The organism is Streptomyces sp. NPDC004266 (genome assembly GCF_042874095.1).
Taxonomy (GTDB): domain Bacteria; phylum Actinomycetota; class Actinomycetes; order Streptomycetales; family Streptomycetaceae; genus Streptomyces.
This window is the reverse complement of the sequence record NZ_JBIAMM010000002.1, coordinates 406,841-420,977: the sequence shown is the minus strand read 5'-3', so window position 1 is coordinate 420,977 and position 14,137 is coordinate 406,841. Positions and strand designations below refer to the sequence as shown.

The following is a 14,137-nucleotide window of genomic DNA, read 5'->3' as shown; positions in this document are numbered from 1 at the left end:
CCGTACGAAAGGACTGACGACCAGCAATGGCCGACGAAAACACGCCGACCGGCACCACCGAAGAGCAGGAGCCCGTGCTGCGGATCGAGCCCGTCGGGCTCGAGACCGAGATGCAGCGCTCGTACCTCGACTACGCGATGTCCGTCATCGTGTCCCGCGCGCTGCCCGACGTACGGGACGGCCTCAAGCCCGTCCACCGGCGCGTGCTCTACGCGATGTACGACGGCGGCTACCGGCCCGAGAAGGGCTTCTACAAGTGCGCCCGCGTCGTCGGCGACGTCATGGGCACGTACCACCCGCACGGCGACTCCTCGATCTACGACGCGCTCGTCCGCCTCGCCCAGCCCTGGTCGATGCGCCTGCCGCTCGTCGACTCCAACGGCAACTTCGGCTCCCCGGGCAACGACCCGGCCGCCGCCATGCGCTACACCGAGTGCAAGATGGCGCCGCTGTCGATGGAGATGCTCCGCGACATCGACGAGGAGACCGTCGACTTCACGGACAACTACGACGGCCGCAACCAGGAGCCGACGGTCCTCCCGGCCCGGTTCCCGAACCTGCTGGTCAACGGCTCCGCCGGCATCGCCGTCGGCATGGCCACCAACATCCCGCCGCACAACCTGCGCGAGGTCGCGGCCGGCGCCCAGTGGGCCCTGGAGCACCCCGAGGCCGGCCACGAGGAGCTCCTCGACGCGCTGATCGAGCGGATCAAGGGACCCGACTTCCCCACCGGCGCGCTCGTCGTCGGCCGCAAGGGCATCGAGGAGGCGTACCGCACCGGCCGCGGCTCGATCACGATGCGCGCGGTCGTCGAGGTCGAGGAGATCCAGAACCGCCAGTGCCTGGTGGTCACGGAGCTTCCGTACCAGACCAACCCCGACAACCTCGCGCAGAAGATCGCCGACCTGGTGAAGGACGGCAAGATCGGCGGCATCGCCGACGTCCGCGACGAGACCTCGTCCCGGACCGGCCAGCGCCTGGTCATCGTGCTCAAGCGCGACGCCGTCGCCAAGGTCGTCCTCAACAACCTGTACAAGCACACCGACCTGCAGACGAACTTCGGCGCGAACATGCTGGCGCTCGTCGACGGAGTGCCGCGCACCCTCTCGCTCGACGCGTTCATCCGCCACTGGGTGACGCACCAGATCGAGGTCATCGTCCGCCGGACCAAGTTCCGGCTGCGCAAGGCCGAGGAGCGCGCCCACATCCTGCGCGGTCTGCTCAAGGCCCTCGACGCGATCGACGAGGTCATCGCGCTCATCCGCCGCAGCGACACGGTCGAGGTCGCCCGCACGGGCCTGATGGACCTGCTCTCGATCGACGAGATCCAGGCGAACGCGATCCTGGAGATGCAGCTCCGCCGGCTCGCCGCCCTGGAGCGCCAGAAGATCGTCGCCGAGCACGACGAGCTCCAGGCGAAGATCGACGAGTACAACGCGATCCTGGCCTCGCCGGAGAAGCAGCGCGCGATCGTCAGCGAGGAGCTGGCCGCGCTCGTCGAGAAGTTCGGCGACGACCGCCGCTCCAAGCTGGTGCCCTTCGACGGTGACATGTCCATCGAGGACCTGATCGCCGAGGAGGACATCGTCGTCACCATCACGCGCGGCGGCTACGTGAAGCGGACGAAGACCGAGGACTACCGCTCGCAGAAGCGCGGCGGCAAGGGCGTGCGCGGCACGAAGCTGAAGCAGGACGACATCGTCGACCACTTCTTCGTCTCCACCACCCACCACTGGCTGCTCTTCTTCACCAACAAGGGCCGGGTCTACCGGGTCAAGGCGTACGAGCTGCCGGACGCCGGCCGGGACGCCCGCGGCCAGCACGTGGCCAACCTGCTGGCCTTCCAGCCGGACGAGCAGATCGCCCAGATCCTGGCGATCCGCGACTACGACGCCGCGCCGTACCTGGTGCTCGCCACCAAGGCCGGTCTGGTGAAGAAGACCGCGCTGAAGGACTACGACTCGCCGCGTTCCGGCGGTGTCATCGCGATCAACCTGCGGGAGCGCGAGGACGGCAGCGACGACGAGCTGATCGGCGCCGAGCTGGTCTCCTCCGAGGACGATCTGCTGCTCGTCTCCCGGAAGGCGCAGTCGATCCGCTTCACCGCGACCGACGACGCGCTGCGTCCGATGGGACGCGCCACCTCGGGCGTCAAGGGGATGAGTTTCCGCGAGGACGACGAGCTTCTCTCGATGAATGTCGTCCGGCCCGGTACTTTCGTCTTCACCGCGACCGACGGCGGGTACGCGAAGCGCACCCCCGTCGACGAGTACCGCGTCCAGGGGCGTGGCGGCCTCGGCATCAAGGCCGCCAAGATCGTGGAGGACCGCGGCTCGCTCGTGGGCGCGCTGGTGGTCGAGGAGACGGATGAGATCCTCGCCATCACGCTGTCCGGCGGTGTGATTCGTACGCGAGTCAATGAAGTCAGGGAGACCGGCCGTGACACCATGGGCGTCCAGCTGATCAACCTGGGCAAGCGCGATGCCGTCGTCGGCATCGCACGGAACGCCGAGGCCGGTGGCGACGACGAGGACGTCGACGACGCCGAGGGCGCCGTGGAGGCGGCCGAGGTCGAGGCGGTCGAGGGCACGGAGCCCTCGACCGGGGAGCACGAGGAGTAGAGCGTGAGTGGAGCCACGGGCGCCGGATCGGCGGCTGCCGGAGCTTCTGCTGGTGCTGGAGCGAACGGTGCCCGTGGTTCCGCCACGGACTCCCAGGGGGTTGCGGTGACGGACACTCGGGGGCAGCAGCCCTCGTACGACACGTACAACGGGCCACTGCCCGGCGAGCGCCCCCAGGGGCAGCCGGGAGGGCCCTACCATCCGCCGCAGGCGTACGGCACGCCTGCGGGCGGTACGCAGGGCGGGCAGACCGGGGCCGTGCGCCGGCCGCGGACCGGGGCGAGCACGACGCCCCGGACGCGCAAGGCGCGGCTGAGGGTGGCCAAGGCCGACCCGTGGTCGGTCATGAAGGTGAGCTTCCTGCTCTCCATCGCGCTGGGCATCTGCACGGTCGTGGCCGCCGCGGTGCTGTGGATGGTCATGGACGCCATGGGCGTCTTCTCGACGGTCGGCGGCACGATCAGCGAGGCCACGGGCTCGAACGAGTCCAACGGCTTCGACCTGCAGTCGTTCCTGTCGCTGCCGCGGGTCCTGATGTTCACCTCGGTGATCGCCGTGATCGACGTGGTTCTGATGACGGCCCTCGCGACGCTGGGCGCCTTCATCTACAACCTGTCGGCGGGCTTCGTGGGCGGTGTGGAGCTCACGCTGGCGGAGGACGAGTAGCCCGCGTGGGGCCGGCCCCGGGAACCGATTTTGGGACTGGCCCCCACGTGCGCTAATGTTCAGGAGTCAGCGCGCGGGACACACACCGCAAAGCGCGGCGGGGCTATAGCTCAGTTGGTTAGAGCGCATCCCTGATAAGGATGAGGCCACAGGTTCAAATCCTGTTAGCCCCACAGATCGGATCGGCCCGGATGGTACTCCATCCGGGTCGATCTGTTTGTGTGAGGTTTGAAGCCCGCACAGGTCACCGATCGGTATCGGTCGATGTGTAGAGTGGGCGTCAGAAGTCTCCTACGTCAACGAAAGACGAGGTCGCGCGGTGAAGAAGCTTCTCCTGGTCGCACTGGCCGCCATCGGCGGGCTCCTCGTGTACCGCCAGATCCAGGCGGATCGCGCCGAGCAGGACCTGTGGACGGAGGCGACCGACTCCGTGCCCGCAGGTTCCGGTGTCTGAGCGACACACACTCTGTGGGTGAAGCCCCGGCCGCGTGAGCGGACCGGGGCTTCACTGCGTCTCGCCCCTCCCTCCGAATTCACTTGAGCGAATTGTGTGCTTGCTCACGCAAATTCATCGTGCGGCGGTCCGGTGAGGGGCAGGATGGACCGGCACCGCAGGGCGGGAACGGACGGAGAGACGCGTGAGCACGCAGGCCGGAAGGCGGGCCGGGATCGGCCGGAGGGCGGGAGCCCTGATCGCGGCGGCCGCGGCGGTGGGCGCGGCGACGGCCCTGCCCGCCCAGGCCGTCCAGGACGCCCGCGACGCCGGGGGGACGGCCGTACCGCCGTACGCCTTCGACGGCTCGGCCCAGCGGATCCGGGGCGCCGCCTCCAGCCTCGACGCGAAGACCCTGCAGACCGGCCGGACGTACCGCGACACCCTGGGGAAGGACGGCAAGGTCTACTACCGGGTCGACCTCGACACGAAGCGGAACACGTACGTCTCCGTCGTCGCCGTCCCCAAGCCCGGCGGCAAGGTCGAGTACGGCGACGGCTTCACGGTCGGCATCCAGGACAACACCGGAGCCGACTGCGGCCACCAGCAGGTCGACTTCGGCTCCGGGCAGTACGCCAGGCCGCTCGCCGCCTACGCCCGCCGGATCGTCGACCCGGACTCCTCCAGCTGCCAGAAGCAGGGCGCCCACTACGTGCTCGTCGAGCGCGATTCGGCGGCGACCTCCACCCCGGACGACTGGGAGCTGGAGCTCCGGTACGTCACCGAGCCCCTCCTCGCGCAGGCCGGCCCCACCGCCCTCCCCGAGGCCTGGCCTTCGGGCACGCCCGCGCCGCCGGCCGGAGGACAGCAGAGGCGGCAGGGAGGCGCCGGGTTCCACGAGGCCGTCGCGCTGCGGGAGGGCGAGTGGCGGGCGGACATCCGGCCCGGCCAGACCCTCTTCTACCGGGTGCCCGTGGACTGGGGGCAGCAGCTCTTCGCCGGCGCCGAACTGGGCAGCGGCACCGAGGGGGACTCGGTGAGCAACGCGCTCACCCTCTCCCTCGACAACCCGGCCCTCGGCTTCGTCGACATGGACACGGTCAGCTACGACGGGAAGCCCGCCACCCTGGCCCTCGACCCGCTGCGGCCGGTCGCCCACGAGAACCGCACGTCGTACCAGGAGGCCACCAGCGGCATGCGGTTCGCCGGCTGGTACTACCTGTCGGCGACGCTGAGCCCGGAGGTCGCCGCCGAGTACGGCGACAAGCCGGTGCCGCTGACGCTCCGGGTGAACGTCGAGGGCAGCCCGAAGCAGGCTCCCCCGTACGACGCGGACCCCGGGATCTTCTCGGTGACGGCGGACGACCGGGAGGCCGCGGCGAACGGCGCCACGGGGGCGTCGGCCACGACGGACGGCACGATGGCGATCGTCGCGACGGCCGGCATCGGCACCGGGACCGTGCTGCTCCTCGGACTCGGGGCCTGGACCCTGCTGGCCCGTCGACGGGCCTGAGAGCCCCCGACCCGCCCCAGACCCGCGTCAGACCCGCCCCAGAACCGCGTCAGACCTGCGTCAGGGCCCAGAAGCCGACCGCGAGGCACACCAGCGCGACCAGGAGCACCGGGACCGCCACCTTCGGGGGCGGTCCCGGCCGGCGTACGGGGGCGGGCGGGGCGGGAGCGGGAGCCAGGACGGGGGGAGGGGCGTACGGGCGGCCGGGAGCCTGTCCGTACGGCGCCGCGGGGGCGGTCACCTGCTCGAAGGCCGGCACCGGGGCCGGGCGCGGGACCGGCGGAGGCAGAGGGAAACCGCCCGTCTCGGAGGGCCCGGGCAGCGGCGGGGACGCCGGGGCGACCTGGGCGGTGGGCCGGTACGAGGGGTACGGCTGGTGCTGCGGCGGCTGTACGGGCTGTACGGGCGGTCCCTGCGCCGGTACGGGCGCGGGCGCGGGTGCGGCGGGGCTCGTGGCGGCGGGGCGCGGGGGCTCCGCGGGGCCCGTGTGCCCCGTGGGGCCTTCCGGGGCGAATCCGGGCGGGAGGGGGCCGAGTCGGTCGGCGATCTCCACCGCCTCCTCGCCGGGGCGCGGCTCGGGCAGCATCTCCACCGCGGCGCTCAGCGCCTTGCGCGCTCCCGTGGCCGTCCGGAACCGTGCCTGTGGATCGGGCTGGAGCAGCCCGGCGAGCACCTGCCACAGGGGCTCCGGGACGCCCTCGGGGGCGCCCGGGGTGCCGTGCGCGACCCAGTGCTCGACCAGCGCCCGGGAGTCCGGCCTGCGGCCCTTGAGCAGGTGGAGCGCGACCAGTCCGACGGCGAAGAGGTCGGCGGTGAAGTCCGGCTCGGCGCCGAGGAGCTGCTCCGGCGCGAAGTGACCGGGTGTCCCCACCACGTGGTCGGTCTCGGTGAGGCGGGGTTCGCCCTTGCGCACGGAGATGCCGAAGTCGGACAGCCGCAGGTGCGGCCGCCCGGCGCCGGTGACCTCCATGAGGATGTTGGCGGGCTTGACGTCCCGGTGCACGACCCCCTCCGCGTGCACCGCGGCCAGGCCCGAGAGCAGCTGGTCGAGCAGGGTGCAGACGAAGCGGGGCGGCAGCGGCCCGTGGTCCGCGATGACGTGGGCCAGGGAGCCGCCTGCCACCAGGTCCATGGTGAAGAGGACCTTGTCGTCGTCGGCGGCCCAGCTGGCCGGGGCGAGGACGTGCGGATGGTCGATCCGCAGCGCCTGCTCACGGACGAAGCGCAGCAGGGTGTGCGCGTCGCTCTGCAGGAGGACCTTGGCCGCCACGTAACGGCGGCGCCGGTGGTCCCAGGCGCGCCACACGGCGCCCGCCCCGCCGCGCCCGATCGGGTCGATCAGCTCGTACCGACCAGCGAAGACCTCACCCATCGCGCTGCGTCCGCTCCCCGTGTGCGTCGGCTCTCCGCGGTGCCGGCCGGCCGCCGGACCCGCGTCAGTTCTGGTGCGACTCGTAGTGGGCGACCGCGTCGGCGGTGCGCCCGGCGCCGTACACCCGGAGGAACTCTGCCAGTTCCGGGTGGGCCGGGGCGAGCGAGTCGGCGGCGTCGATGATGTCGCCGGCGGCCGCCACGGAGCGCAACAGGGACTGGATCTCGCGGACCACCCGGCGCACGGTCGGCCCGCCCGAGCCGGTGCTCGGCTGGCCCGTGGCGGTGAGGACGGAACCGCCCTGCGACTTCTTGACCTCGTCCATCCGGTCGGTGGCCTCGGCGGCGCTGACGCTGCCGTCGGCGACCTGGACGGCGAGCTCCTGGAGGGCCTGGACGCGCTGGACGACGGCCGGGTTGCCGATCTTGGCCCGCTGGCCGCTCATCAGCTGGGACAGCATGGGCGCCGAGAGCCCGAGCACGGCCGCGAGCCTGGCCTGGTTGAGCCCGAGGTCGTCGATCAGGCGACGGAAGAGCGCCCCCAGCGGCTCTCCGTACCAACTGCGCTGAAGCTCTCTGGCTCTTGCCGTGGCTTCCTGCTGCGCTGCGTCCATTGCTTCTCCCCATCCCTTGGTTCGCCACTGCGAACCCCGGTCAGCATCTTACGGAGAGTGGTTGCTCACGGGGAGTCCCAATCCTTTTGCCGGGCATGGGGGGTGACCCGGTACGCTGTTCCTTGTTCCGGGGCCTTAGCTCAGTTGGTAGAGCGCTGTCTTTGCATGGCAGATGTCAGGGGTTCGACTCCCCTAGGCTCCACCGGTGAAATGCCCTCCGGCACCGCGGAAGCGCGGAGCCGGAGGGCGTTTTCCGTGCGGGCGCGGCACCGGGCCGCCCTCGCCCGCGGGCGGCCCGCCCCTGCGCGGAGCCCCTCGCCCGGCGGGCGGACCCGTTACTCGACGAGCGGCACGTCACGCAAGTCAAAGCTTGTACGGATTCTGTGGGCCACCTATGCTCACTGCGCCGAGTCGACACCCTGTGCGAACCAGGTGAGCTCGCCGGCCACAGACCTAGGTGGGGATTTCCGAGTGTTGAACCAGCTGTCGCCCGAGCTGCTCAAGGCCCGAATACCGCAGCCCGAACCCCCGATCGTGCCGAGCCCGGAGACGAAGCGCCTCCCGCGGCTCCACGCGCTCGACGGGATCAGGCTGGTGGCGGCGCTCATGGTGGTCATGTACCACTACACGGCTCGCGGCGGTGGCTGGCCGACGCCGGTGAGGGAGATATTCCCGGAGACCTTCCGAATAACGTCGTACGGCTATCTCGGCGTCCAGCTGTTCTTCATCATCAGCGGCTTCGTCATCTGCATGAGCGCGTGGAACCGGCCCGTGAAGGCGTTCTTCGTCTCGCGGGTGATCCGGCTCTATCCGGCCTACTGGTTCGCGGTCATCGCGACCACCGTCACCGTCATGGTCATTCCCGGTGGCGCCCGCCACCTCCCGTGGAACGACATCCTGACCAACCTGACGATGCTTCAGCAGCCCCTCCGGGTGCCGCACGTCGACGGCGTCTACTGGACGCTCTTCACGGAGCTCCGCTTCTACCTCCTCTTCGCCCTGGTCGCCTGGTGGGGCCTGACCTACAAGCGGGTCCTGCTCTTCTGCTGCGTCTGGGGCGCGGCCACCGTCATCGTCGCCAAGCAGCCGCCCGGCCCGCTGCGGCTGTTGCTGATCCCCGAGTACAGCTGGTTCTTCATCGCCGGAATGGCGTTCTACCTGATGTACCGATTCCGTCCGAACCTGATGCTCTTCGGCGTCGTCGGCATCTCCTTCTGCGCCTCGCTCGCCCCCACCATCGAGGAGTTCCAGCACCTCACGCCCTTCCTCGGCCGGCGTGCCGCGTGGCCCGTGATCGTGCTGATCGCCGCCTTCTTCGGCGTCATGGCGCTCATCGCCACCGGCAAGCTCTCCCGCATCCGGTGGAAGTGGCTGTCGGTCGCGGGCGCGCTGACCTACCCGGTGTACCTCCTGCACGAGGTGATCGGCTGGGAGTTCTTCAGTTACTTCGCGCCGCGCGAGATCGTCTCCCCGTGGACGCTCCTCGGCCTGGTGCTCCTCGGGGTGCTGGTGCTGTCGTACCTGGTGAACAAGCTCGTCGAGAAGCCTCTGAGCGCCTATCTCAAGCGCCACCTCGCCCAGCTCTGACGGCCCGGGCCCGGCCCTGCCGGCCCCGGATCGACGCGAAAGGCCACGCCCGGCTCGGGGGGCGTGGCCTTTCGCGCTGATCCGGACGGGTGGTGTTCATCGGAAGAACTGCGCGACGGCGGCGGCGTTCCGGGCAATTCGGGCGCGCGTCCTCATCATGAGGAAAGTACGTAAAGCGCGCAACCCGAAATGAACCATTCGAGAACGCCACGAAAGTGAGGGGTCATGGCCACCGCCAAGGTCAAGCAGTTCTGGACCGCCTTCATCTCCGTCCTCTTCGCCCTCCTCGCCTCCGTCGGCCTGGCGAACACCGCCGCCGCGGCCGGGCAGCCCGCCGTCCAGCAGCCCGAGGAGCCGGCCGCGCCCGCCGCCGTCCCCACCGCCGCCGTGGAGCGCGCGCTCGCCCCCGTACCGGCACAGCGGGCGCGCCGGTGGCCGCTCGTCGGGGACCGTTCCCTGCCGCCCACCATCAAGCAGCGCATCGCCGCCGAGGCCCACGGTTCCTCGCCCTCCGCGCGACAGCGGTCCTCGTCGACCGCCTCGGTCGAGACCGACCCGGCCGCGCTGACCGACCTGGCGCTCGCCGCGGCGGCGTAGGGCGCGGGGAGACGCGCTCCCCACACCCCACGCGCAGGGCCCCGGCGCATCCTCGGCAGGACCCCGCGCATCCTCGGCAGAACCAGCAGGACCTCGTACGACCCCGGCAGAACCAGCGGGACCTCGTACGACCCAGCAGGACCCGGTACGACCCAGCAGGACCCCAGCAGGACCCCGGCAGGACCCGTACGGCCCCGGCAGGACCCCGGCAGGAGTGGCGGTCGGTCAGCGGCGCTCGTCGCGTTCGGCGGCTTCTTCGGCGGCCGCGGCATCCGCGTCGGTCTCCGCCTTCGCCTCCGCTTCGAGGGAAGTCCCACCGCCGTCGACGGACGACAGCGGGGAGTCCTCGTCCATCTCGGTGGGCGCGGGAGGCTCGACCAGCCAGTCGGGATTGGCCTGCTTGTCCCACCACTTCCAGGCGACGAACAAGCCGCCGACCACCACGCCGAGGACGGCGAGTCCCTTGGCGAGGCGTCCGGCCCTGGCCCGACGCTCGTGCTTCCTCACGATCTTCTGGATCTCCTCCGGCGTCACCTGACCGCGCAGCGCGGCCCAGGCGGCGGTGGAACGCGACCCGGCCTCCTCGAAAACGGGACCGGTCGCGGCGACCGCGCTCTCGACGCGCGGAACGGTGTAGTCGGCCGCCTGACGGGCGGCCTGGCGGGTCTTGACCGCCGCACGGTGTGCGGCCGCGTCGACCCGTGGCGGTACCCGCGGTGCGACATACGAGTCGTACTGCACACGCGCCTGTGCCCGGGCCTGCTGAGCGGCCTTCGAGAGCTTCGGCGCGGCCCACGACCGCGCCCCCTGCGCGTAGTGCGTGGCCTGGTCCCTGGCTGTCTCGGCGTACGGCGCCACCACTTCCGCGGCGTGCAGGACGCTCTCCTTCGCCGAATCTGTCGCGGCGCGCACGCTGTCCATGCGGGTCACGGGATTCCTCCTCCTCGGTGGCGATGTCGGTTTTTCACCTTTCCATCCTTTTCGGAATCATGCCCGCCGGAGCGCGCTCCGGCATGTGGGGCTGGCATCCGGGGCATGCGAGGATCGGACACGTCAGAGACAACGCGGCATGACGCGAGACGACGTGGACGGAAGGCGACCGTGGCCGAGCAGCTGTACGCGATCCTCAAGACGAGCCTGGGCGACATCGAGGTGCGGCTGATGCCGTTCCACGCCCCGAAGACGGTCCGCAACTTCGTCGAGCTCGCCTCCGGCGAGCGCGAGTGGACGCACCCCGCCACCGGCAAGGTCTCCTCGGACCCGCTCTACGACGGAACGGTCTTCCACCGGGTCATCAAGGGGTTCATGATCCAGGGCGGCGACCCGCTGGGGAACGGCACGGGCGGACCGGGCTACGAGTTCGCCGACGAGTTCCACCCGGAGCTCTTCTTCGACCGCCCCTACCTGCTGGCCATGGCCAACGCGGGCCCGGGCACCAACGGCTCGCAGTTCTTCGTCACCGTCGGCGCCGCGACCTGGCTGAACCGCAAGCACACCATCTTCGGCGAGGTCGTGGACAAGGAGAGCCGGAAGGTCGTGGACGCCATCGCGGCCACCGCGACCGACCCGCACACCGACCGTCCGCTCCAGGACGTGACCGTCGAGTCCGTGGTGATCGAGAAGCGCTGAGGCGGAAGGGACGGGACCTCCCATGGACACGCAGCCCGGTCTGCTGCGCTGCTACCGCCACCCGGAGGCCGAGACCGGCATCCGCTGCGCCCGCTGCGAGAGGCCCATCTGCACGCAGTGCATGATCTCCGCCTCCGTCGGCTTCCAGTGCCCCGAGTGCGTGCGGGGCGGCTCGGGCACGGGCCACGCCCCCGACGCCAACCAGCCCCGGACGCTCGCCGGCGGCCGGGTGGCGACGGACGGGCGTCTCGTCACCAAGATCCTCGTCGCGATCAACCTGGCGCTGTTCGTCGCCGTCCAGGTGGTGGGCGACCGGCTCGTCGACGACCTGGCGCTCATCGGCGGCGCGTACCTGCCGAGCGGCGAGCTGGTCGGGGTCTCGGTCGGCGAGTGGTACCGCCTGCTGACCTCCGCCCTGCTCCACCAGGAGCTCCCGCACTTCCTCTTCAACATGCTCGGCCTGTGGATGATCGGCGGGATCGTCGAGCCCGAGCTCGGGCGGATCCGGTACGCGGCCCTCTGCCTCCTCTCCGGCCTCTCCGGCTCCGCGCTCGCCTATCTGCTCTCCCCGCAGAACCAGTTCTCGCTCGGCGCCTCCGGCATCGTCTACGGCCTGATCGGCGCCTGGATCGTGCTGGCCCGGCGCCGTCGGCAGGACATGAGGCCGGCGCTGCTGTTCGTGGCGCTGAATCTGCTCATCACGTTCACCCGTCCGGGGATCTCGTGGGAGGCGCACATCGGTGGTCTGGTGGCCGGCGTGCTGGTGGCGTACGCGATGGTGCACGCGCCGCGGACCCGTCGGGACCTCGTGCAGTACGGGGCCTGTGCGCTGGTGCTCCTGATCGACCTGGGGATCGTGCTCGCCCGTTCGGCAGCGCTCACCTGAGCATGCACACCTGTGGAAGAGCTCTTCTGTGAGCTTTCCCCAGAGTTATCCACAGTGTGTGGCGGGCCCTGTCCGCTGCGTGGGGAAAGACTGCGCCCCCCGCCTCTGACCTGGTGTTTCTCCAGGGAGGCGAGGGGCGCTGTGGATAACTTCGAGGGTGATTCCGGTCATACCGGCGTCAACCTCACGCCGAGTTATCCACAGATCTTCGTAAGTTATCCAGTGCTGTGCACAACTCTGTGGATAAGCTCGGGGGAGAACTTGACGAGCGGACCGTGCGACCGCTAGATCGCCCGGACCGCCCCCGCTTCCGCCGCTACTTCCACTGCGTGGAGACGCCGAACCCGGCCGCGATGAAGCCGAAGCCCACCACGATGTTCCAGTTCCGGATCGACTCGACCGGCATGGAACCGTCGGTGACGTAGAAGACCACGATCCACACCAGCCCGATGGCGAACAGCGCCAGCATCACGGGCGCCACCCAGCTGCGGTTGGTCAGCTTGATGGCGGTGGCCTTGGCGGGCGGAGGCGTGAAGTCGGCCTTCTTGCGGATCCGTGACTTCGGCACGAGGAACTCTCCTGTCGATGCGCTGCGTGACCGCGCAGGGAACTGTGGCTGGCGCCGGGATGTGACGAAGGAGGACGACTGCGTCCCCCAAGCGTCCGTTAGCGTAGTGGTTCCGCGGCACCGAAGGGGATCAGGGTACGTTGAGCAATTCCGCCGACACTCCCGAAGGGCCGGGCCGCACCACGAGGTGGCGCCCCGTCCGAGTGCTCACCCTTGCCGTCTTCGCCCTCGCCGGACTGATCTTCGTCACGAGCTTCAACACCGCCAAGGGCACCAACCTCCGGACCGACGCCTCGCTCCTGAGGCTCTCCGACCTCATCGAGGAACGCAGCCACAAGAACGCGGGCCTCGACGAGTCCACCGCCGCCCTCCGCACCCAGGTCGACTCCCTCGCCGCCCGGGACGACGGCTCCACGCGCGCGGAGGACGCGAAACTCGACGCGCTGGAGGCGAAGGCCGGGACCAGCGAGGTCTCCGGCTCCGGCCTCACCGTCACCCTCGACGACGCCCCGCCGAACGCCCAGGCCGCCCCCGGCTACCCCGAACCGCAGGCCAACGACCTCGTCATCCACCAGCAGGACCTCCAGGCCGTCGTCAACGCCCTGTGGCACGGCGGCGCCGAAGGCATCCGGGTCATGGACCAGCGGCTCATCTCCACCAGCGCCGTGCGCTGCGTCGGCAACACCCTGATCCTCCAGGGCCGCGTCTACTCCCCGCCGTACAGGATCACCGCCGTCGGTGACCGGGGGAAGCTGACCAAGGCCCTCGCGGACTCCCCCGCGCTCCAGAACTACCAGCTGTACGTCAAGGCGTACGGGCTCGGCTGGAAAGTCGACGAGCACAGGACGGTGACTCTTCCCGGCTACTCGGGCACAGTGGACCTCCACTACGCGAAGCCGGTGAGCTGACAGCGGGAGGTCCGCTTGCGCCTCGTCGTCAGGACCCTCAACGAGCTGTGCATCACCGCCGGCGCCCTGGTCGTCCTCTTCGTCGCCTACCTCCTCTACTGGACCGGCGTCCAGGCCGCCGGCGCCGGCGCCGCCCAGATCGACACCCTCCAGCGGGAGTGGGCCGGCACACCCGTCGCCGCCGCACCCGCCCCCGCGCGCGTACCGGCGCCGTACGTCACCGGCAAGGGCTTCGCCGTCATGTACGTCCCCCGGCTCGGCCGCGACTGGGAATGGCCCGTCCTCGAAGGCACCGGCCCCGACGTCCTGAAGCGGGGCCTCGGCCACTACACCCGCACCGCCCCCCTCGGAGCCACCGGGAACTTCGCCGTCGCCGGCCACCGCCGGACCCACGGCGACCCCTTCAAGGACTTCCCGCGGCTGCGCCCCGGCGACGCGGTCGTCCTCACCGACGGCACGACCTGGTTCACCTACCGGATCGACCGCGGCCCCTACCGGACCGTCCCCGGCGACACCGCCGTCGTCGACCCCGTCCCCAGGAAGTCCGGCTTCGACGGTCCCGGGCGCTATCTCACCCTCACCACCTGCGACCCCGAGTGGGGCAGCAGCCACCGGCTGATCGTCTGGGCGCACCTCGACGCCACCCGCCCGGTGACCGACGGCCGTCCACAGGCTTTGGGCAGCTGACCCCCCACGGCCCTCTCGCCCCGTACTCTGGTCCCCGTAACGAACGGAAGGGGCGGT

At 70.5% G+C, this 14,137-nt stretch carries 14 protein-coding genes and 2 tRNA genes; 12 read left to right on the top strand and 4 right to left on the bottom strand.

The genetic code is table 11. From position 1 onward, the window contains the following. The first annotated feature begins 26 nt into the window (after window positions 1–26). The 5 genes from gyrA (at window position 27) to ACFYUZ_RS06675 (ending at window position 5,233) form a co-directional block, all read left to right on the top strand. Window positions 27–2,621, top strand: coding sequence for a DNA gyrase subunit A (gene gyrA / locus ACFYUZ_RS06695; protein ID WP_389306774.1), 2,595 nt, complete (start codon window positions 27–29; stop codon window positions 2,619–2,621). Window positions 2,622–2,726: 105 nt separating this feature from the next. Further along, complete coding sequence (locus ACFYUZ_RS06690) at window positions 2,727–3,287, top strand: DUF3566 domain-containing protein (RefSeq protein ID WP_389306773.1); 561 nt, start codon at window positions 2,727–2,729, stop codon at window positions 3,285–3,287. A gap of 99 nt (window positions 3,288–3,386) precedes the next feature. Beyond that, a tRNA-Ile gene (locus ACFYUZ_RS06685) sits at window positions 3,387–3,460 on the top strand. A gap of 146 nt (window positions 3,461–3,606) precedes the next feature. Beyond that, window positions 3,607–3,741, top strand: coding sequence for a DLW-39 family protein (locus ACFYUZ_RS06680; protein ID WP_003958712.1), 135 nt, complete (start codon window positions 3,607–3,609; stop codon window positions 3,739–3,741). Between the two features lie 184 nt (window positions 3,742–3,925). Next, window positions 3,926–5,233 (top strand): hypothetical protein, encoded by a 1,308-nt coding sequence (locus tag ACFYUZ_RS06675; protein ID WP_389306772.1) that lies wholly within the window; start codon window positions 3,926–3,928, stop codon window positions 5,231–5,233. 49 nt (window positions 5,234–5,282) lie between these two features. Here the strand turns inward: ACFYUZ_RS06675 and ACFYUZ_RS06670 are convergent, their stop codons facing one another. Both ACFYUZ_RS06670 and ACFYUZ_RS06665 read right to left on the bottom strand, forming a co-directional pair. After that, window positions 5,283–6,605, bottom strand: a complete 1,323-nt coding sequence (locus ACFYUZ_RS06670; RefSeq protein ID WP_389306771.1) for a serine/threonine-protein kinase — start codon at window positions 6,603–6,605, stop codon at window positions 5,283–5,285. A gap of 64 nt (window positions 6,606–6,669) precedes the next feature. Then, the gene (locus ACFYUZ_RS06665; RefSeq protein ID WP_356902390.1) at window positions 6,670–7,218 is read right to left on the bottom strand and encodes a DNA-binding protein; all 549 of its coding nucleotides are present in this window, start codon (window positions 7,216–7,218) and stop codon (window positions 6,670–6,672) included. 129 nt (window positions 7,219–7,347) lie between these two features. Between ACFYUZ_RS06665 and ACFYUZ_RS06660 the strand changes: the two genes are divergently transcribed. The 3 genes from ACFYUZ_RS06660 to ACFYUZ_RS06650 all read left to right on the top strand — a co-directional run bounded on the left by ACFYUZ_RS06660 (window position 7,348) and on the right by ACFYUZ_RS06650 (window position 9,402). Further along, a tRNA-Ala gene (locus ACFYUZ_RS06660) sits at window positions 7,348–7,420 on the top strand. A 269-nt stretch (window positions 7,421–7,689) separates the two neighbouring features. Further along, window positions 7,690–8,805, top strand: coding sequence for an acyltransferase family protein (locus ACFYUZ_RS06655; protein ID WP_389306770.1), 1,116 nt, complete (start codon window positions 7,690–7,692; stop codon window positions 8,803–8,805). Between the two features lie 225 nt (window positions 8,806–9,030). Further along, window positions 9,031–9,402, top strand: coding sequence for a DUF6344 domain-containing protein (locus ACFYUZ_RS06650; protein WP_389306769.1), 372 nt, complete (start codon window positions 9,031–9,033; stop codon window positions 9,400–9,402). Between the two features lie 225 nt (window positions 9,403–9,627). Here ACFYUZ_RS06650 and ACFYUZ_RS06645 read toward each other — a convergent pair whose 3' ends face one another. Beyond that, window positions 9,628–10,332 carry a DUF5324 family protein gene (locus tag ACFYUZ_RS06645; RefSeq protein ID WP_389306768.1) on the bottom strand — a complete coding sequence of 235 codons (705 nt, stop codon included), beginning with the start codon at window positions 10,330–10,332 and terminating at the stop codon, window positions 9,628–9,630. Between the two features lie 171 nt (window positions 10,333–10,503). On the opposite strand from ACFYUZ_RS06645, the gene ACFYUZ_RS06640 reads away from it, so the two are divergent. Continuing rightward, window positions 10,504–11,031 (top strand): peptidylprolyl isomerase, encoded by a 528-nt coding sequence (locus ACFYUZ_RS06640; RefSeq protein WP_389306767.1) that lies wholly within the window; start codon window positions 10,504–10,506, stop codon window positions 11,029–11,031. Window positions 11,032–11,053: 22 nt separating this feature from the next. Beyond that, window positions 11,054–11,917: a rhomboid family intramembrane serine protease gene (locus ACFYUZ_RS06635; protein ID WP_389306766.1), complete on the top strand. Its 864-nt coding sequence runs from the start codon at window positions 11,054–11,056 to the stop codon at window positions 11,915–11,917. A gap of 316 nt (window positions 11,918–12,233) precedes the next feature. Here ACFYUZ_RS06635 and crgA read toward each other — a convergent pair whose 3' ends face one another. Next, entirely contained in the window at window positions 12,234–12,485 is a 252-nt protein-coding gene (crgA, locus tag ACFYUZ_RS06630) for a cell division protein CrgA (protein ID WP_190155471.1), read from the bottom strand. Window positions 12,486–12,625: 140 nt separating this feature from the next. Here crgA and ACFYUZ_RS06625 point away from each other — a divergent pair, with 140 nt between their 5' ends. Both ACFYUZ_RS06625 and ACFYUZ_RS06620 read left to right on the top strand, forming a co-directional pair. Next, the gene (locus ACFYUZ_RS06625; protein ID WP_389306765.1) at window positions 12,626–13,393 is read left to right on the top strand and encodes a DUF881 domain-containing protein; all 768 of its coding nucleotides are present in this window, start codon (window positions 12,626–12,628) and stop codon (window positions 13,391–13,393) included. 15 nt (window positions 13,394–13,408) lie between these two features. Continuing rightward, complete coding sequence (locus ACFYUZ_RS06620) at window positions 13,409–14,080, top strand: class E sortase (protein ID WP_389306764.1); 672 nt, start codon at window positions 13,409–13,411, stop codon at window positions 14,078–14,080. Window positions 14,081–14,137: the final 57 nt, after the last annotated feature.